Origin of the sequence: Mucilaginibacter sp. McL0603 (assembly GCF_049992945.1) — a bacterium.
In the GTDB taxonomy this organism is placed as follows: domain Bacteria; phylum Bacteroidota; class Bacteroidia; order Sphingobacteriales; family Sphingobacteriaceae; genus Mucilaginibacter.
In genome coordinates this window covers 360,601-380,420 of sequence record NZ_CP188251.1, presented here as the reverse complement: position 1 = coordinate 380,420, position 19,820 = coordinate 360,601, and the positions used below count along the sequence as shown (strand labels likewise).

The 19,820-nt window shown below is 41.4% G+C and carries 21 protein-coding genes; 2 read left to right on the top strand and 19 right to left on the bottom strand.

What is annotated here, in order from left to right; translation table 11 throughout:
- Window positions 1–213 precede the first annotated feature (213 nt).
- Window positions 214–1,344, top strand: coding sequence for a DUF6515 family protein (locus ACPPVU_RS01895; RefSeq protein ID WP_426669999.1), 1,131 nt, complete (start codon window positions 214–216; stop codon window positions 1,342–1,344).
- 152 nt (window positions 1,345–1,496) lie between these two features.
- Window positions 1,497–2,570 carry an SGNH/GDSL hydrolase family protein gene (locus ACPPVU_RS01890; protein WP_426669998.1) on the top strand — a complete coding sequence of 358 codons (1,074 nt, stop codon included), beginning with the start codon at window positions 1,497–1,499 and terminating at the stop codon, window positions 2,568–2,570.
- Here ACPPVU_RS01890 and ACPPVU_RS01885 read toward each other — a convergent pair whose 3' ends face one another.
- The 19 genes from ACPPVU_RS01885 to ACPPVU_RS01795 form a co-directional block, all read right to left on the bottom strand.
- Window positions 2,571–3,266, bottom strand: coding sequence for a peptidoglycan DD-metalloendopeptidase family protein (locus ACPPVU_RS01885; RefSeq protein WP_426669997.1), 696 nt, complete (start codon window positions 3,264–3,266; stop codon window positions 2,571–2,573).
- A gap of 88 nt (window positions 3,267–3,354) precedes the next feature.
- A complete protein-coding gene (gene rbfA / locus ACPPVU_RS01880) occupies window positions 3,355–3,726 on the bottom strand; it encodes a 30S ribosome-binding factor RbfA (RefSeq protein WP_426669996.1) in 372 nt (123 codons plus the stop codon).
- 100 nt (window positions 3,727–3,826) lie between these two features.
- Complete coding sequence (locus tag ACPPVU_RS01875; protein WP_426669995.1) at window positions 3,827–5,056, bottom strand: FtsX-like permease family protein; 1,230 nt, start codon at window positions 5,054–5,056, stop codon at window positions 3,827–3,829.
- Window positions 5,057–5,202: 146 nt separating this feature from the next.
- The gene (locus ACPPVU_RS01870; RefSeq protein WP_426669994.1) at window positions 5,203–5,835 is read right to left on the bottom strand and encodes an MBL fold metallo-hydrolase; all 633 of its coding nucleotides are present in this window, start codon (window positions 5,833–5,835) and stop codon (window positions 5,203–5,205) included.
- A 294-nt stretch (window positions 5,836–6,129) separates the two neighbouring features.
- Window positions 6,130–6,741 (bottom strand): gliding motility lipoprotein GldD, encoded by a 612-nt coding sequence (locus tag ACPPVU_RS01865; protein ID WP_426669993.1) that lies wholly within the window; start codon window positions 6,739–6,741, stop codon window positions 6,130–6,132.
- Window positions 6,738–7,538, bottom strand: coding sequence for a shikimate dehydrogenase family protein (locus tag ACPPVU_RS01860; protein ID WP_426669992.1), 801 nt, complete (start codon window positions 7,536–7,538; stop codon window positions 6,738–6,740). Before ACPPVU_RS01860 ends, ACPPVU_RS01865 begins: the two co-directional genes overlap by 4 nt.
- Window positions 7,539–7,751: 213 nt before the next feature.
- On the bottom strand, window positions 7,752–8,765 hold the full coding sequence (locus ACPPVU_RS01855) for a 2Fe-2S iron-sulfur cluster-binding protein (protein ID WP_426669991.1): 1,014 nt from the start codon (window positions 8,763–8,765) through the stop codon (window positions 7,752–7,754).
- Window positions 8,766–8,770: 5 nt separating this feature from the next.
- Window positions 8,771–9,766: a zinc-binding dehydrogenase gene (locus ACPPVU_RS01850; protein WP_426669990.1), complete on the bottom strand. Its 996-nt coding sequence runs from the start codon at window positions 9,764–9,766 to the stop codon at window positions 8,771–8,773.
- Window positions 9,767–9,833: 67 nt separating this feature from the next.
- A complete protein-coding gene (locus ACPPVU_RS01845) occupies window positions 9,834–10,445 on the bottom strand; it encodes a superoxide dismutase (RefSeq protein ID WP_426669989.1) in 612 nt (203 codons plus the stop codon).
- A 205-nt stretch (window positions 10,446–10,650) separates the two neighbouring features.
- Window positions 10,651–11,121, bottom strand: a complete 471-nt coding sequence (locus tag ACPPVU_RS01840; RefSeq protein WP_426669988.1) for a nucleoside deaminase — start codon at window positions 11,119–11,121, stop codon at window positions 10,651–10,653.
- Window positions 11,121–11,456, bottom strand: coding sequence for a tRNA-binding protein (locus ACPPVU_RS01835; protein ID WP_426669987.1), 336 nt, complete (start codon window positions 11,454–11,456; stop codon window positions 11,121–11,123). The genes ACPPVU_RS01840 and ACPPVU_RS01835 overlap by 1 nt, the downstream gene beginning before the upstream one ends.
- A 102-nt stretch (window positions 11,457–11,558) precedes the next feature.
- A complete protein-coding gene (locus ACPPVU_RS01830; protein ID WP_426669986.1) occupies window positions 11,559–12,215 on the bottom strand; it encodes a response regulator in 657 nt (218 codons plus the stop codon).
- A gap of 44 nt (window positions 12,216–12,259) precedes the next feature.
- The gene (locus ACPPVU_RS01825; protein WP_426669985.1) at window positions 12,260–13,042 is read right to left on the bottom strand and encodes a sensor histidine kinase; all 783 of its coding nucleotides are present in this window, start codon (window positions 13,040–13,042) and stop codon (window positions 12,260–12,262) included.
- Window positions 13,018–13,659, bottom strand: coding sequence for a hypothetical protein (locus ACPPVU_RS01820; protein ID WP_426669984.1), 642 nt, complete (start codon window positions 13,657–13,659; stop codon window positions 13,018–13,020). Before ACPPVU_RS01820 ends, ACPPVU_RS01825 begins: the two co-directional genes overlap by 25 nt.
- Before the next feature lie 18 nt (window positions 13,660–13,677).
- Window positions 13,678–14,160, bottom strand: a complete 483-nt coding sequence (locus tag ACPPVU_RS01815; protein WP_426669983.1) for a hypothetical protein — start codon at window positions 14,158–14,160, stop codon at window positions 13,678–13,680.
- A gap of 213 nt (window positions 14,161–14,373) precedes the next feature.
- Window positions 14,374–15,474 carry a glycoside hydrolase family 18 protein gene (locus ACPPVU_RS01810; protein WP_426669982.1) on the bottom strand — a complete coding sequence of 367 codons (1,101 nt, stop codon included), beginning with the start codon at window positions 15,472–15,474 and terminating at the stop codon, window positions 14,374–14,376.
- 129 nt (window positions 15,475–15,603) lie between these two features.
- On the bottom strand, window positions 15,604–16,332 hold the full coding sequence (locus ACPPVU_RS01805) for an MIP/aquaporin family protein (protein ID WP_426669981.1): 729 nt from the start codon (window positions 16,330–16,332) through the stop codon (window positions 15,604–15,606).
- A 131-nt stretch (window positions 16,333–16,463) separates the two neighbouring features.
- Complete coding sequence (gene glpK / locus ACPPVU_RS01800; RefSeq protein ID WP_426669980.1) at window positions 16,464–17,957, bottom strand: glycerol kinase GlpK; 1,494 nt, start codon at window positions 17,955–17,957, stop codon at window positions 16,464–16,466.
- A 46-nt stretch (window positions 17,958–18,003) separates the two neighbouring features.
- Window positions 18,004–19,581 (bottom strand): glycerol-3-phosphate dehydrogenase/oxidase, encoded by a 1,578-nt coding sequence (locus tag ACPPVU_RS01795; RefSeq protein WP_426669979.1) that lies wholly within the window; start codon window positions 19,579–19,581, stop codon window positions 18,004–18,006.
- Window positions 19,582–19,820: the final 239 nt, after the last annotated feature.

Genomic DNA, 19,820 nt, shown 5'->3' with positions numbered 1-19,820 from the left:
TTTGAACACCCATTATATAGAATTACGATTAATTATTACATTTACCTCTGCAAAAAGAATTCTAACCTTGTGTTTGAGTCACACGTAAAAACATTGGTCTGCTTTTTGCGAATTATTTAAATATAACTTTAAACCATTTGCAATTATTTTAGTCCAAACTTATATCGATCAACTATAAATCATAGCTAGTTGTAGATATTAATAATACAGATCATGAAAAAGACATATAAATATTTAATTACCGTAGCTTTAAACGGACTATTGTGCCTGTTTGTAGCAGTGTCTGCTAATGCCCAGCACCGGGGTGGCGGAGGTTCATCCGGTGGTGGTGGTTCATCCGGTGGTGGCGGAGGAGGTGGTAGTTCACAACCGTCTGGTGGTTCATCAAGCGGTGGTGGTGGTGGCGCAAGACCATCTGCTCCTTCAGGTGGCGGTGGTGCGAGGCCGTCATTTAATGGCGGTGGCGGCGCAAGGCCATCATTTAATGCCGGTGGTGGTGCAAGACCATCATTCAATGGCGGTAGCAGGACAGTAAGCGGTGTAGGATCTTACAGACCAGGCAATGGTAGTTCCCGGGTTGCTATAGCTCCACCACGCACAAATGCTCCCGGTTATACTGTAGGTGCTGCTCATCGCTCTGCAATTTATCCCGGATCACCTAATTATGGCGGCAGCAGCTATGCTAATACCACTGCCCGCAGTTATGTTGGTACCCGTGGCTATGTAGGTGCTGGTGGCCGTGCTTCGGTAGGTGTTGGTGGCCGTGGTTTTTATGGCCCTTCTTACTGGAGGAATAGTAATTATTACCACTACCATCACGGATATTATGGTACTTATTATGCACCAAGACTTGGTTTCAGTATAGGGTTTTTACCATATGGTTATTATCCGTTCTATTATGGTGACGCTGAATTCTATTACAGCGCTGGTTTATTCTACCAATATGACAACAATGAATACACTGTTGTTGAACCACCTGTAGGCGCTGAAATCAATACATTACCTTCAAATGCTCAATCTATTGTAATCAATGGCGAGCAATACTATGAAGCTAATGGTGTATATTATCTGCCCATTACTAAAGATGATGGCAGCATAACCTACCAGGTTCAGGGTAAAGATGGCGAATTGAATACAAATAATCCTAACGGTGGCGACCAACAGGTTCCACAGGTTGGTGATATAGTTGAATCACTTCCACCAGATTGCAGGAAGATCAATCTTAATGGTGAAAAATACTATGTGTCAACTGATGGTTATTATTACCAGGATGCCCGTGACGCAAACAATAACAAGGTTTATAAAATAGTAGGTACACCGGAAGATGCGCCACAAAATCAATAAGCTATAAAAATAAAATTTTTAAAAGCCTCGGTTTACCGGGGCTTTTATTGTTTAGTAATAATGCTAAATCTTTAACAAATTGCTATAAAAGTATTGATCGGTCTGTTTTCAAACATATAACTTTATCCACTACCATACTCGTAAAACAACCTATGACCCGCCGATTTTCTATACTGCTTTTAATCCTATCCATCAACATCGCTTTTGCAAAACCTAAAAAGCCTGCTTTAAACTTGTACAAAGCCAATAATACTAACATTCAATATTTTGGGAGGATCGATTTCTCAGATCCGCTAAAACCGAGGTTTTGGTCGCCTGGCGTTTACATTAAGGCAAAGTTTAAAGGGACGGATTGCGAGTTGGTGATCAACGATGAAATATTAGGTGGGGATAACCACAATTACATAGAGATCGCTATTGATAATAATGCGCCTGTAAGGATTAAACTAACAGATAAGCAAAACATCATAAAAGCTGCGCAAGGGCTGGCCGATACGGAACATATCATCACTATTTGCAAGGATACAGAATCGGGTATCGGTTACCTGGAATTTGTTGGGATAAAATGTGATAAAATGTTGTCCCTTCCGTCAAAACCAAAACGAAAAATTGAATACATCGGCGATTCCATTACAGCCGGTACAGGTATGGACCTGTCTGTCATCCCTTGTGATGAAGGACAATGGTATGATCAGCATAATGCTTATATGAGTTATGGCCCAGTCACTTCACGTGCGCTGGATGCGCAGTGGCAGCTAACTGCCGTGGCGGGTATTGGTCTTACTCACAGCTGCTGCAATATGGACATTTTGATGCCTGATGTATTGGATAAAATGTACCTGCGTAATAATAAAATGCAATGGGATTTTAGTCGCTACCAACCGGATGTAGTGACGATATGCTTGGGGCAAAATGATGGAGTTGTTGATTCCACGCTTTTCTGTAGCGCCTATGTTAAATTCATCAATACAGTAAGGATGCATTATCCTAAAGCGGATATTATTTGTTTAACCAGTCCGATGGCTAATATTACGTTGAATGTAGTGTTAAGAAAGTATTTGTCGGGTATTGCTGCTTACATGAATGCTCAAGGCGATAAAAAAGTATACAAATACTTTTTCTCAAAAAGATATCATAATGGCTGCGGCGGCCACCCGGACATGGCTGAGCATATGCAAATTGCTGATGAATTAACAGCTTATATTAAACAGGTCGAGGGCTGGTGATTATCGATCAGGGAATCCAAGGATCAAATTCGGGTCAGGAATATTTTTGAGGTACTTATCTTTTTCTGAGAAACGGCCTACACCCGGATAATCACCATAACAACCTTCCATATCAAACATCAATTGAAAATGCAGGTGCGGCGGCCAGTGACCATTTTCATCCTGGTTACCAAAGTCTGCTATTTTTTCCCCTTTGTTGATAGAATCACCAACTGATAATCCTTCAAGACTTTCGCGATTAAGATGACCGTACAGAGTATAAAGTTCTAAATCATAAAGCTGATGTTTTAAAATGATGGTAGGGCCGTAGTCACCAAAATGATCATTATCAGCAAAGCTGTGTATAGTTGCATTCATCGGGGCATAAACGGGCGTACCTGCATCGGCCCATATATCAACGCCCAGGTGCAGGCGGCGTGGTTCGTCTTCTGTATTAAATAATTCGCTGCGGGCATATAGGGTGCGGTGTTCCATGTAGCCGCCAATGCCATACCTGCTGTTATTATCTTTAAGTTTTTTAGTTACCCAATTGCTGAATTTTGTAGTATCATTCACATCTTCCGGAGCTAATTCGGTATTGGATGCAGTAAAATCAAATTTAAAAAGGCGGTCGGTTTCGGGGTTGAAATCAACTACTTTGCCAATTTGCGCCGGGTGATTATTAATGAAGTTTTCTAATTGAGTATGCTTATTCATTAAGGATTTGATAGGAGCATTGTCATCCTCAGAAAGATTTACGAAGTTTTATAAACTTCGTAAATCTGGCAGTACAGGCCATTTAAAATTATTCAGTATCCGGCTGTCTTTCTTCCTTGCTGATCTTATCGAATATCTTATCCATACGTTCAACATACTCGCTGGTATCATCTATAAAAAATTCAAGCTGAGGGATGATCCTCACCTGATCTTTTATACGCGCGCCTAACTTATAGCGCAATTCAGAAGAGTGCGATTTTATAGTGTTGAGTGCCAGTTGGGCATTATTGGTATTAAAAAAGCTCAGGAAAACCCTGGCAATGGCCAGATCGGGTGTTACCCTTACCTTGGTAATGGTAATAAGGGTATTAGGCATCATGTTCAGGCCTTCTTTCTGAAATATAGCTGCCAGGTCCTCTTGTATTACTCCTGCAAATTTTTGCTGACGTTTCGATTCCATATTCTTTTAAATTAAACCCTAAGCTCTAAATTCTAATTACTAAACTCTAAACTTTCAATTCTGTTTTGATTTCTCCAAACAACCTTCGGGTCTTCCAAATTTACAATTCCTCTTTGATCTCTCCGAGTCTTTTGATACTTAAACGTGCACTAATTCCTGACGCTATGACGGCTACCCCGGTCACCGTTAAAAATACCAGTATAAAATCGGTAAATTTTAAAGCGATGGGAAAAGCATCTATTATCGTCAGGTTGTCTCCAAATTTGATAAAACCAAACTGCTCCTGCAAAACACAAAATATAAGCCCTACTGCTATCCCTAAAATGCATCCAATGAACGATATCATCATTCCCTCAAAAAAGAAAATGCCCTGTATCAACCGCTTATTAGCACCAAGGCTGGTTAAAATGGCAATATCTTTTTGCTTATCGATTACCAGCATGGTTAACGACCCGACGATGTTAAATATAGCGATGATGAGCACAAATGTGAGGATCATGAATATAGACCAATGTTCGTAGTTCAATGTTTTATATAGATCGGTATTTTGTTCGAAACGGTTTTTGATTGTGAACATACTACCCACTTTATCCACCACGTCAGCTTGCATATCTTTCAGGTTGGTGCCTTTTTTATAATTGAGATAAATAGCCGAAATGTTTTTAGGTTCATTCAGTAAACCACGGACAAACTCGATCGGTGTAATGATCAGCCCGTTAAAATCCTGCTGAATATTAAAAATACCTGATGGATAAATATATTTTACTTCAAATGCACTTAAAGGGTCTGCGGAATTGGAAGCATCCCGTCGGGGCGAATAAACCTCAAGGGGCGAGAGTTGATCGTGAATATTGACAGATAGTTTTCCTTGTACGGTAGCACCTATAACCGCATAAAAGTTATTCTTATCTTTCAGTGTGAATGAGCCCTTTTCAATGGTGCTATCCAGCTGCTGATTTTTCAAAAACTCATCACTTACGCCCATCACTGTTCCGATAAACTGACCCGTTTGTCCATATCTTATCAGCGCTTTTTCTTCTAATACTTCAGTGAACGAAACCAGTTTTGGATCGCGGCGAAGCGCATTGAAATAAGGCGTATTGGGGTCAAAGGTTTTTCCCTGGCGGGGCTCTATCCTGAGCTCGGGCGTAAAATTGCTGTATGCCGAAAGGATTACTTTCTCTAAACCATTAAATACCGATAAAATAATAACTAAAGCAGCACTGCCGATAAATACCCCCAGCATGGATACACCGGAAATAATATTAATTGCATGCATCTTTTTCCTCGAAAACAGGTATCGTTTGGCTATGTAGATGGAAGTGTTCAAAGGTTGTTTCTGGGTTATACGTTTGACGTGGTACGTTGTACGTTTTTATTTGTGTCCAATTTAAGAAAAACGGGCAGAGATTATATGTTTTTTATTTGCGCTGAAAAAACGTACCACGTCAAACGTATTACGTAAAACCTTAACCACTACGTAAAAAATGGATTGTGCTTTTTTTCAAAGCCGATAGTGGTTTCGGGGCCATGGCCGGGATATACAACACAATCATCAGGCAGGGTAAACAGTTTCTCGCGGATATTGCGGATCAGCAGGTCATAATTGCCACCGGGCAGATCTGTACGGCCTATACTCCCTCTGAATAACACATCGCCTCCTACCAGCAGGTTTTCGGCTTCATCATAAAAACAAAGATGAGCGGGTGAGTGTCCGGGTGCGTAGATCAATTTTAATTCGGTGTTGCCGAAAATAACGGCCCCTGTTTCGCCAAGGTAATGATCGGGCAGCGGAGAAGTTTCATAACGTATGCCCATTTGTGGTGCATAAGCAGGTATAGATGCTAATACGGATGATTCTCCTTCATTGAACTGCGGCTTTAATCCATATTGATCGAACACAAATTTATTGCCCAGCACATGGTCGATATGGCAATGGGTGTTTAGGAGTATCACCGGCTTTAATTGATTATCCCTGATAAAATTGACTACTACATTTTGCTCGGAGGCATTGTACATACCCGGATCAATAATAGCACATTCGCTGGTTTCATCAAATAAAATATAGGTATTCTCCTGGAAAGGGTTATTTACGAATGATTGGATCATGTTTTTATTTCGAATTAAGAAGGTGCAATTTCGGATTTATAATTCCGAAATCGAAAATTCGGCATCCGAAATCAGAGAAATTGCTTTAAAATGTTAGGCGTATAGATTTGAGGCTAAAGCCATTTAATTATTTTCAACTTAGCCGTTGGCTGAAGCCAAACGGCAATGAATAAAAAAATCTGATGCTTAAATTCATTGCCGTCCCATTTATGGGGCGGAAAGGATGAGGAAACAAGCGGGGCTTTAGCCAAAATTGCAGAAAATTTTAAAAAGCGTTTTCCGTGCATCCCAAATTTATTCTCCCTTCCACCTGAAGGTTTTGATCATCGTGTCTATATCCTTTTTTACAAACTTCAGCACAGGTTGTATCGAGTCCAGACGGGGAGGGGTGTTAAAATAAAGGGCTCCACGAATATAGTTCTTAGTACTATCGGTAAGATAAAACTGCACAGATGATGCTGCATTGCCATCAATGGTATAGTAAATGCCATATATTTTGCGATCAGCATTGTGGATGATACCCTGATCGATAGAGGTAGCTTTTACTGTATGTTTAAAAGCAAAATTTCTAGCATCTTCGGTAAGCTCATCAAAAACTTTTTTTGAGGTAATGCTTTCATAACTCAGGTGAAGCGTGCCATTAAACTGGGGGAACTGCATATTCAGCAGATACTTCATATTGATCAGTTTTTTATCGCTTTTCCCAGGTATTGAATTAGTGTCTTTTTCTATCACCGCATATTTTGGGTAGATAAAAGTAAAGGGGTAAGGCCCGTTAAATGGCTGATATTCTTTTTGAGGGAAAATGATCCGGTAATATCCACGCGGTTTTGGCGTATAATCATGATTGCTATGGCAGGCAGCAAGGAGTAATAAAGCAGGAATAAACAGTGCTATTTTCTTCATGGATAAATTTCTTTTGAATTCCATATTTCCCAGGATCTTTCAGCCTGCAATACTAACATTTCATATCCGTTTTTGGTAACTGCACCTTTTTCCTCTCCCTTTTTCAAAAACAAAGTTTGTTCGGGGTTATAGATCAGATCATAAAGCAGATGCTTGTCAGTGATTGCATCATATGGTATTGGCGGGCACTCATCAACATTGGGCGACATGCCTATTGGTGTAGTATTAATGATCAGTTTATATTTTTCAATATGATGTGGCCTTAAACTACTGAATAAAATATGACCTGGAACTTCCTTTCTGGTAACGGATTTAAAGTTGATACCTAGGTTATCTAACACGCATTTAACTGCTTTGGCCGCGCCGCCATCACCTAAAACCAGTGCTTCGTCATGATGTTGTTTAAGCAAAGGTTTTAGAGATGCCTCAAATCCATAAATGTCAGTATTAAAGCCCTCAAGCTTAAAATCATGCCCCTTAATGCCTACTTCCCCGGTGAATGCTGCTACCACAGGACTTTCAGCTGTGATTCGGATACAGTTAACGGCACCTGCGGTACGGGCATCGTGCTCTATCCAATCCAGATATTTAAGTACATTTATTTTATGCGGAACGGTTACGTTAAGTCCGCAAAGATTAGGATGCTGATGCAGCAAAGCCAGCAGGTCTTTAATATGTTCAACAGGAAAAAGGTCGTATTGGGTATCTTCTATCTTTTCTGCTTCAAATTTTGCAGTGAAGAATTTTTTAGAAAAAGAATGTGAAAGCGGAAAGCCTATGAGACCATATTGTTTCATGCTGTAATATTAATAAGAAAGGATGGGATTTCTATTTGCTTGCATTTAAATTTCGTTTTGTCATTCTGAACATAGTGAAGAATCTTCTGCGTTTATTAAGTATACGTTGTACTTTCCACCGTAAAGTCCTGATGAAGAAGATTCTTCGCTCTCGCTCAGAATGACAATTTCCTGTTTTGGCTATCTTCAGGCCACTACTGCTCGGACTATCTATCACTTAAATTCAACTACTACATCGTCACCAATTGGATGGCCTGTACAGGTTAATATCCAACCTTCGTCAAGGTCTTTATCAGTAAGGACATCGTTTTCCGTCATTACCACTGTGCCATTTTTACACAGGGCAGTACAGGTTGAGCATATCCCGGCACGACAGCTATAGGGCAATTGTATGTTATTTTGCAGAGCAGCTTGCAATATGGATTGATTTTCGCCTACGCTGATGTCATATAACTCGCCTTTATAATTTATCTTGATCTTTCCGGGTGGATAAGTACTCTTGCCGGTGGTTACTGCTACAGTTTCAATTACGAAGTTCTCTTTACGTATCTGTGCAGGCTCTATTTCCATAAATATCAGTGTAAGCCTTATCATTCGCATATAGGCGAAAGGGCCGCATAGATAAAATTCTGCTTTATTCAGGTCGAAGGTGGCATTCCTCTTTACCAACTGCTCTACTGTCGTATTATTTAACCTGTTCCCATCACTGCTTAAAAGATGAATGATCTTTAACCTGCCGGGATGATCTGTTGCCAATTTATCCAGTTCTTCTTTGAACAATATCGAGGACTGGTTTAGGCTGCTATAAATAAGTATGAAACGGCTGTTACCGGGGCGAGCAAGCGCATGTTTTAATTGCGCGAATACGGGGGAGATACCACTGCCGGCAGCAAATAAAAAAATATTTTTATTTGATTTGGAATCGGTTACCGTAAATCTACCTGCGGGTTCGACAGCATTCAATATTTCACCCGGCTTTAGCTTACTTAGCATAAAACGGGATATTTCGCCATTGGTTATTCTTTTTACAGTGATAGCCAATAAATCTTCATCAGGCGATGAGCTTAATGAATATGATCTGCGGATCTCTTCGGTATGATGAGTAAATACAAACGTGATAAACTGCCCGGCCTTGTAGTGGATCTTCTTGCCGGATAGTTCACTTAAAAAGAAAGTGGCCGTATCGGGGGTTTCCCATTTAATGGCTTCAATTTTTAACTGAAGCATTCTGATTAGATTGTAAGTACTAATTTCCCAAACTGTGATGAGTTCTCCATTTTATCTATCGCTTTTTGTGCTTGTGCAAGCGGAAACACTTCGTCAATTATAGGCGTGATCCTGTGCTTATTTACAAAATCGATCATTGCCTTAAAATCATCAGGTGAACCCATGGTGGTACCTAAGATCTGTAATTGTTTCCAGAATATTTTACGGCCATTTAGTGCGGGAATATTGCCTGCCGTTCCGCCAAAAAATACAATACGTCCTCCGGGGTTACTGATATCAAGCAGTTTATCGAATCCATTACCCAATGCGCTATCGATAATGACATCAAAGCCACCTGTCAGATGCTGTAATTCCTGTGCCCAGTCCTGCGCTTTATAACAAACCCCGGCTGAAGCACCTAAATCTTTTGCGCGTTGTATTTTATCGCCCGATCCGGAGGTCACAAATACCTTGCATCCGGCTGCTACTGCCCATTGCAGGGAAAATACACCTGTTCCACCGCCTACACCGGTTATCAGCACTTTATCGCCTTTTTTTGCTTTGGCTTTAGTAAATAATGCCCGGAAGGTAGTCAATCCGGCTAAGGGGAGTGCTGCTGCTTGCTCCCAGCTAAGGTGTGGGGGCTTTGGATATAAATATTCGGCTTTAACTTTTACATATTCGGCAAAAGTTCCGTTTTCGGGTAGACCCAATATTGTGAAATCGCGATTCTGATATTCATCATGGTTTCCCCAGTTGTGGCAGGGATTAATAACCACTTCCTTGTTCAACCATACTTTATTTGCGTCACTGCCCACTTCTGCTACTATGCCGGCACCATCAGAACCAATTATTGAGGGATATTTTATTCCCGCATACTTACCTACGGTTATCCAGTAATCCCTCCGGTTTAAGGCGGCAGCTTTTATCTGCACTAATACCTCATCAGCCTGCAATACGGGTTTTTCAACTTCTTTTAATACTAGCGGTTTATCGTCCGCTTCCAGAACCATTGCCTTCATAATAGGTAGTAATAAAAAACGGCAGAATAATTCTATCCCGCCGTTCAATTTATTTGTTGATTTAAAATTAAGCTATTGCTTTTGCATACAATTCAGCAACGTGGTTCCAGTTGATCACGTTCCAGATAGCAGCTAAATACTCAGGACGGCGGTTCTGATATTTTAAGTAATAAGCATGTTCCCAAACATCGATGCCTAAAACCGGGATGCCTTTAACTTCAGCTATATCCATCAGCGGATTATCCTGGTTAGGGGTAGAGCTTATTGCCAGTTTTTTGTCAGGTGTAACGATCAGCCATGCCCAACCTGAACCGAAACGGGTAGCACCGGCTTCTGATAATTTGGTTTTGAAATCGGCAAATGTCCCGAAAGTGCTTGTTATTGCAGTACCCAAAGCTCCTGTAGGTTCGCCACCGCCGCTTGGTGAAAGCAATGTCCAAAACATGGTGTGGTTGTAATGGCCACCACCATTGTTGCGAACCGCCGGCGGGAATTTTGAAATATTTTTAATGATATCGTCAATGCTGCTGTTTGCTTCAGGCTTACCCTCAAGGGCCTTGTTTAAATTGGTTACATAAGCCTGGTGGTGTTTTCCGTGGTGGATCTCCATCGTCATTTTATCAATGTGTGGTTCCAAAGCATCGGTAGCGTATGATAACGCAGGTAGTGTGAATGCCATAATAATTTATTTTAAAAGGTTAATGTTCGTTGAGGTACAAATATAAAGGTATGAGATTAACTTTTGTTCTAAATTAATGTCAAGTTTTTGTGTGAATTATTGTCCATGGTCAATAGACCATAGTCCATAGTTATATATATCGGATAATAAACTTTCCAATCAACTACTATGGTCTATCGACTATGGACCATCGACTATAAAACAGCTACCGCTTGCTTTTAAAAAAATTCCGCACCAGTTCCGCACATTCATTTTCGCGGATGCCGCCGGTAATAAGTGTTTTGGGGTGGGTGATCTTTTGATTCAACCTACCGAAACCTAATTTGGTATCATAAGCACCAAATACGATCTTACTCAGCTGGAACCAATAACATGCTCCTGCACACATAACACAAGGCTCCATAGTAACATATAAGGTACAATCTCTGAGATATTTACCACCCAAAAAATTCGCTGCAGCGGTCAGTGCCTGCATTTCTGCGTGTGCGGATACATCAATAAGGCGTTCTGTAAGGTTATGGCCGCGGCCAATGATCTGCCCGTTGCAAACTACTACCGCTCCAATGGGTATCTCATCCTCGGCTAAAGCTTGTTTGGCTTCTTTGAGGGCCTCATTCATAAAAAAATCATCGGGCGATATGGCAGGCTGCTCATCGCCAAAATTATAGTAACGCATTATATTAATTTACTGCCGTTGGGCACGGTATGTTCAACTGAGGTTAATACGATATCACCGTTTTCATCGGCAAAGCCGGTCACCAAAAACTCGGATATAAACGTGGCGATCTGTTTTTTTGGAAAATTGATCACTCCCACTATCTGCCGGCCAGGCAACTGTTCTTTCGTGTAGTGTTTGGTGATCTGCGCACTTGACCATTTGATACCGTAAGGACCAAAATCAACCTTTACTTTGTAGGCAAGTTTGCGTGCTTCGGGGAAATCAGCAACTTCCAGTATCGTACCAACGCGAAGCTCTACCTTTTCAAAATCATGCCAGGTAATGGTTTCCATTGTGCAAAGATATTGTTGAAATCTGAAGTCGGAAATCTGAGGTCAGAAGATTTTTTTGATTAGATTTTTTTCAGACATCAGAACTCAGACTTCTGACATCGATCAAACGCTAATAATCCCTCTCTTGATGGCGAATATCACCAGCCCCACCAGGTTTTTTGAACCGGTTTTTTCAAACAAGCGTGCGCGATAACCTTCAACCGTACGCACACTCAGGAATATTTTATCGGCTATTTCCTGGTTGGAATATTCCTGGCAAACCAGTCTTAATACTTCTATCTCCCGGTCATTTAGATCTACAGTTTGTTGTCCGGCGCTATCAGTATAGCTGCCCGGGCCTACCAATTGTTTAATGAGCGTTACAGACAGGTGTTCATTAAAATAAAAGCCTTTTTCGTAAACTGTTGATATGGCGTCAATGATCTCTTCGGGCTCTGCGTTCTTAAGCAGATATCCCGAAGCACCGGCCTTCATCATATCTACAATGTACTTATCTTCATTGTGCATGGAAAGAGTTAACACTTTGATCTGTTTAAAATGCTCATGAATATAGGCTGTGGTTTGCATACCATCCATTTCGGGCATTTTTATATCCATTAATATTACGTCGGGGGTATGGGTAGCTAACTGGCCAATAAGCTCCTTGCCATTCGAGGCTTCTATCAGCAGTTTAAAGTCGGGGCAATCTTCCAGCATAGCTTTCAAGCCGTTCCTGAAAATTTTATGATCATCCGCAATTGCCAGATTTATTGGCTTCATAAGCAGGCTAAATTTGCGTAAAGATAATTATAGTCTGTTAATAATCAGGGCAATTTAACCTTTAATGTAGTAAGTGTGCCGTTTTCGGGTTTAGTATAAATATGTACTTTCCCATTGATGAGATGAGCCCTGCTTTGCATGTTCTTCAGTCCGAAACCATGTTTCACATTATCCATATCGAAACCGGCACCATTATCACTGAATGACATTACCAGCCAACCTGTTTCTTTTGTAATGTACAACTGTATAGCCGAGGCACCCGAGTGTTTAACCGCGTTGCCGAAAAGCTCTTGTGCTATGCGATAAAACGTCAGTTCAATTTCTGACGGGAACCTTTCATCAGCCAGGTTCCGCGTAAAAGTGATATTAATATCAGTCGTCTGCGCCATTTTGGTGCATAACGCCTGCAAAGCATCGATCAAACCAAAATCAGTTAGCACGGGCGGTAATACATTATGGATGATATTTCGTATTTCTTGTATGCATTCATCGGTAAGTTTGCGGGTATCTGATAATAGGCCATTTGTATTATCACTTTCATATATTTTTTCGATTCGGTGAAGATTCATTTTTATTGCTGATAAAACTTGTCCAACGCTATCGTGAAGATCCTCGGCAAGGCGCTTACGTTCAGTCTCCTGGGTTTCAAAAACTGCATTAAGCAGGTCGCTTTGTTTTTCATCCTGCAATTGTCTTAATACTACCTGGTTTTTGATCATCCTTCTCTGGTATACGATCACAAAAAGGAATAAAAAAACAACGAGTATAATTACTACGATCGTTCCCGTTATCAATACAGGTATCAGGTTGTTTTCTGAGGTTTGCAAAGTAATCCGACTGAATAAAGTAAGTTAGCAATAATACTTGTCCCCGTTTGTATCACATAATAATCGTTCCTTACACTTATACTCATTTTATTATAAAGCATAAACAGGAAGATATTGATAGAAAAATAAAATAGAACTCCAGAATTTATCCAGAACAGTCCCTGCTTCTCTATATGTAAAAATTCCTGCCGGGTTAACAACTGGTAAAAATAGGTTAATGATACGATAATCATCAGCAGGCATAAAACAGTATTTGAAATTGAGGGATACGTCCATATATGTTCAATAAAAATCGCATTACAAACAACAACAACTAAGCCCGCTCCACCAAGTATCAAAGCAATCTTCTTTAAAATTGATCCGTAAAATGCTCTGTAATAAATCGCTGTAAAAAATAATATGGCAAACAGATCATATAAATGCAAAAGAGGGCAATTGTTATGTACCTGGAATTTTGATAAGATCCATTCCAGGAGATCAAAAGTTAGGGGTATCAGGCAAAAAAAAGCAAATAATTTTAATACCCCGTCGAGCCTGCGATAGTTGTATAAAGCAGCAAGCAATGGTAAAATATCCAATGCTATTGAACTATAGAGCAGTATGACAGTTATGGACATTACCTAAATTATTTTATCTCATGACCCGGTAAGCACATTTTGAGGACATCCGGTGCCTCCGGGACAAGGTATCGCTTGCTCGCCAAGTGTACTGCCGGTTGTGGCCTGTGCCAATGCAACGTGGGCTCCTAATGCCTGTCCATCTATACCTTTTCCTGATGCCGGCAGTTGATCCTTACCATCAGGGGTTACTCCGCTAATTATCAAGTGCACTTCTCCTTCGGATTTTTTGAAGATTTTTTTCGCAAAGCGCTGCCATCCGGTTAAAGGTTTACTGTTAGCATAATAAAAACGCAGACCTATGCAATCCGGTTGCTCAAGGATCTGGTTTAAGATTTCCTGGCCGAAAAATTGGGATATCACGCCACCAGGATGCCTGTGACGATGATTTCGTGTCCATTCCGCTGCGACTTTAAGATCGATCGGCGAACCCTCTTTTCCCGTCAGCTGGCATCTTGATTCTGATGTTTCTGTTGTTTTTGTTTTTTCTTTAGTTTCCATAATAAATAATAGGTTTTTAGGGATTTTGTACTAAAATAATGTTAATAGGTTATTTCATCAACAAAGCATAGGTAGCGTTACAAAGCATTGCAAAGAGCAAAAACAATGTAATTGCCTCATTTGCAATGTTATTTATTTAAACCCACAAAAATCACCCGCTAATATTGCGTAGTTTTACGTATCAGAAACAGTGCTGGCACGTTAGGCTACAAATCACTTTAAAATGGTATTCGCCTCATCCAGTAAATATTCCTTCGGATCGGAACTATATTCCCAAAACATCACGCCGCCCATCTTATTTTTGAGTACATACTTGCATTTTTTCTTGACCGACCATTCATCGTCATAAGTAATAAATTGCCGTTTGGAAGCATTGTATAGATAAGGCGCTTTAGCTTTTTTATCGCGATATTCTACATAACCGTTCTGATTGACCAGGCTATCCTTTATTGTACTATATCCCCAGCCTCTATCGCGATTAAGAATACTGTCACCTATACCACTTTTGGTATCAGATGCAAGGTTATAAGCGCGCCCATAAAAAGCAATGCCCATTACTAATTTTTCTGATGGTACACCTGCTGCTATAAAAGCATCCACAGCCTTATCAGCACTGTTTTTCCCTTTATACAGTTTGGACTTGTGCAGATTGGTATGATGTTCTGCTATTTTGGAAGAGTAATCATAGGTCATCAGGTTGATGTAATCCAGATATTGCTGTGCTTTACCCATTTCGGTATTATCCACAAAGTTTTTAAATCCGCCTGCAGCTGTTGTTAACAGGTAACTTTTGCCGGTTTGTTGTTTGATGCTATCAAGGGCATGGCGCAGGTCGCGGAACATCAGGGTATAGTTTTGTTTGTCTTCCGGCCTGTATATATTTCCATCCAGACCTTTTATGGTTGGATATTCCCAATCGATATCCACGCCATCCAGATCATATTTACGGACGATATCCACAGCGCTGGCTGCAAATGCTGCTCTTGCGGTATCTGTTAATACGGCATCAGAGAATTTCCCGCTCCAGGTCCAGCCGCCTATTGATATTACAATTTTAAGTGCAGGGTTTTGTTTTTTAAGTTCATTTAAACGCCTGAAGTTGACGGTATCTGTTGCTTCCCTGTGCAGCCATGCCCGGTTATCCTTCACATCAACAAAAGCATAATTGATAATGGACAATTTTTTAGCTGATACATTTACATTGATCAAACCCCGGTAGCCCCCTACATAACCTATAATAACAGGTTTATCCTGAGCGGTGCAAAAAATTACTGATGAGCATAGCACCAACACGAAAATCAAAAACTTTTTCATCTTAAATTTTATTAATTCAAAAGCAGAGAGCCTCACCCCAAACTCTATCAAATATTTGTATTCAAACTCCTCTCTCCAAAGGGGGAGAGTTTGGTGAGGCAAAACAAATATTAGTATATAAAATCTTAATTAATTCAAATGCATGTAAAGAAACGCTGCTATTGCTGCGCCGATGATTGGGCCTAATATAGGTATCCAGGAATATGCCCAATCGCTGCTGCCTTTACTTTTTACAGGTAATATAGCATGCATAATACGGGGACCCAAATCGCGCGCCGGATTAATAGCATACCCGGTTGTACCGCCTAAGGAAAGCCCTATCACCCAAACCAAAAAAGCAACGGGTACAGCACCTACTGATCCTAAACCAATGGGAGTTTTAGTCGGGATGATCTCTCCTTTAGTCACATAAAAAACAACAAAGATCAGCACAAACGAACCTATAATTTCACTGGCAATATTTGAGACATAATTACGCACCGCCGGTCCGGTACAAAAACAGGCTAAAACAAAACCCGGATCATTCGTCCGCTGAAAATGATCGTAATACATCAACCAAACCAGGAAAGCGCCAATGCAGGCGCCGATCATCTGGGCGGCTATGTAAGGTAAAACACTAGCCCAGGCAAATTTACCCGCAATAGCAAGTCCGATGGTAACTGCAGGGTTTAAATGCGCCCCACTATATGGACCCGCCACCGTAATGCCAACAAATACGGCCAGACCCCAGGCAGTGGTGATCACTATCCAGCCGCTGTTGTTGCCTTTGGTATCGTTTAAAAGAACATTGGCAACTACACCGTCGCCTAGAAGGATTAATAGCATGGTGCCGATCAGTTCGGCTATGAATGGAGACATTGTAAGGAGGTTTTTTTAAATGAAATAATTTATATTGGAGTCAAGATTTAAGAGCCAGGAAGCAAGATTGTATTGTTTAACTCCAACGGTTCTTTTTTTATTCCTGTTTCTTGGTTCTTTACTCTTGATTCTCAAATGTCGTTGCATGCTTGTGCAGCCCGCACAGCTTTCTTCCATCCTTTGATTCCGTTCTGCACTTCGGGTGTATCTGCTGCCGGGATAAATTCCCTTTCGGTTTGCCATAGTTGTTGTATCTCTTCGCGGTTTTTCCAGTATCCTACGGCTAGTCCGGCTAAGTAGGCTGCGCCGAGTGCAGTAGTCTCTACTATATTTGGCCTGATCACTTTACAGTTAAGCAGGTTCGCCTGGAACTGCATCAACAGATTATTGGCTGTTGCGCCACCATCAACCCTTAATTCTCTTATCGGCATGCCTGCATCTGCTTCCATTGCCTTTAACACATCCATAGTTTGATAAGCGATAGATTGAAGCGCCGCGCGGGCAATATGTCCGGCTGTTGAGCCACGGGTAAGGCCTACTATGGTACCTCTTGCTTCGGCGTCCCAATAGGGGGCGCCCAAACCGGCAAATGCAGGTACAAAATATACTCCGCCAGTGTCAGGCACAGTTGAGGCTAATTGCTCTACTTCAGCAGATGTTTTGATCACTCCCAACCCATCCCGAAGCCATTGCACTACCGCACCACCAATAAATATACTGCCTTCAAAAGCGTATTGGGTTTTGCCGTCAATTTTCCAGGCTATGGTGGTGAGCAGGTTATTTTTTGATTCGATAAACTCATCACCGATGTTCATCAGCATAAAACAGCCGGTGCCATAGGTGTTTTTTACCATGCCATTATCAATACACATCTGCCCGAAAAGCGCCGCATGCTGGTCGCCCGCTATACCTGCGATCGGAATTTTGGATGCGAAAATGGTAGTAGCGGTCTCGCCGTATATTTCGCTGCTTTGTTTCACTTCAGGCAGCATACTTGCGGGGATGTTAAATATTTTGAGTAGTTCTTTATCCCATTCCAGAGTCCTGATATTGAATAACATAGTACGGCAGGCGTTGGTAACGTCGGTAGCGTGTATGCGCCCACGCGTAAGTTTCCAAACCAGCCAGCTATCCACTGTGCCAAAGGCTAATTCACCCGCTTCGGCTTTGGCCCGTGCACCGGGGACGTTATCTAATATCCACCTGATCTTTGAGCCTGAGAAATAGGCGTCGATCACTAAGCCCGTCTTTGTGCGGATCAGATTAGTATGACCATCACTCTTCAACTGGTCGCAAAAAGCTGCAGTACGCCTGTCCTGCCAAACGATAGCATTATAAATGGGTTCGCCGGTTGTGCGGTCCCAAACTATGGTAGTTTCCCGCTGATTGGTGATGCCGATAGCTTTAATGTTTGTGCCATTAATGCCCATCTTCGCGGTTGCTTCGGCGGCTACTCCTGCCTGGCTCGACCATATTTCATTTGGGTCATGTTCAACCCATCCGGGCTGGGGAAAGATCTGCTTAAATTCCTTTTGGGCAACCGATCTGATCTGCCCTTTGTGATCGAACACAATAGCACGCGAACTGGTTGTGCCCTGGTCAAGGGCCAAAATATATTGTTCCATTTAGGGTTGAAAAGAATAATTGGTGTATAAATCTACATTATAAACATCAAGGCTGCAATAAATAATTATCCGCCAGTGTATTGAATGATAGTATTTGTTCTTCCTGCCATTCTGCATCTTTCACGAGCTCAGCGGCGATCAATTTTGCCGTTACGGGTGCCGCTTCTTTAGCAGCTTTTGCATCAAGAAATAACAATCTTACCCTTCGCGCAAGTACATCTTCAATTGTTCGCGCCATCTCATTGCGTACAGCCCAAATTACTTCAGCCTGCAAATAATCATAATGCGGATGGAGTTTTTTACCCCATTCCAGGTTTTCGTTTACCAGATCAAGAACTTTATCCCGGTCGCTTCCATAAACGTATAGGTAGTTATCCCAATCAACACCCTGCATACTTCCGTGTATGGGCAGTTCCTTGGTTTTGCAGGATTGTGAATTTAGACCACCAATTTGTATTGACTTATCAACTGTATCTTCGCCCATCCTGCGGTAGGTTGTCCATTTACCACCGGTAATAGTGATCAGGCCCGATTCTGATACAATCAGTTTATGGCTGCGCGATATTTCCTTTGTTTTTGATGAATCATTCTGCGGGGCAGCTAAAGGACGCAGGCCTGCGAATACGCTCAATACATCTTTTCGGGTTGGTGCTTTTGTTAAGTATTTGGCAGCAGTCTTTAATATAAAATCTATCTCTTGTTCTAATGCAACCGGTTCAAGGCTGTGGGAATCAATTGGTGTATCTGTAGTACCTACCACTACCTTATCATGCCAGGGTACTGCAAAAAGCACACGCCCATCATCAGTTTTAGGTATCATCAGGGCATCATGCGAGGGCATAAAAGATCGGTCCAAAACAAAATGTATACCCTGGCTCGGCCTCACTAATGGTTTTTTGCCGGGCTTATCCATCTGCAAAAGATCATCAACAAAAACACCTGTAGCGTTAATAACAACTTTTGCTTTAAGCTGATATTTTTCTCCTGTTTCCAGATCGGTTGCCTTAACTCCTGATATTTTTTGCTGAGCGTTTTTTAGAAGTCCTGTTACTTTGAAATAATTAAGCACAGTGGCTCCTTGTTCCAGGCAGGTTTGAGCGAGATTTATTGCCAGCCGCGAATCATCAAACTGGCCATCATGATAAACCACTCCACCATATAAGCTCTTTGGGTTGATGCCGGGTAGTTTGTTTAATACTTCATTTTTAGAGATATGCTTTGTACGGCCGAAACTTAATTTACCCGCCAGCAAGTCATAAACACCCAAACCGATTGTATAAAATAGACCTTCCCACCAATGATAGTTAGGGATTATGAAGGATACATTTTTTACAAGATGAGGTGCATTTTTGAGTAATAACCCACGTTCATACAAAGCCTCGCGCACCAGGCCGATATTCCCCTGTGCCAGGTAACGCACACCGCCATGCACCAGTTTAGTACTGCGGCTTGAAGTGCCTTTTGCAAAATCAGCCCGCTCCAGTAATAAAGTTTGATAACCGCGCGAGGCCGCATCCAATGCAGTACCCAAGCCTGTTGCTCCGCCGCCAACGACGATGATATCCCATTCCTTTTCGGAATTGGACAATGGTTTCAAAATGTGAGCTCGGTTAGTCGGAATCATCACAGCAATTTAAGAACTTTAAAATTACCGCACGTTAATAACGAAATATTAAATTGAAAACAATTCGTAAAGTGCCGTTATTGCGGGGAAATCGCTTTTAAAACTTTATCGCTGAATTTTTTGGCTTAAGCCCTCTACTTTATATACTTTCCGCCCCGTAAATGGCTACCGTGTACCCACATCCATATTTCTCAAGAAAAGCTGCTCCTTTAGGAGTTAAATGTTGGTAGAACGATAAT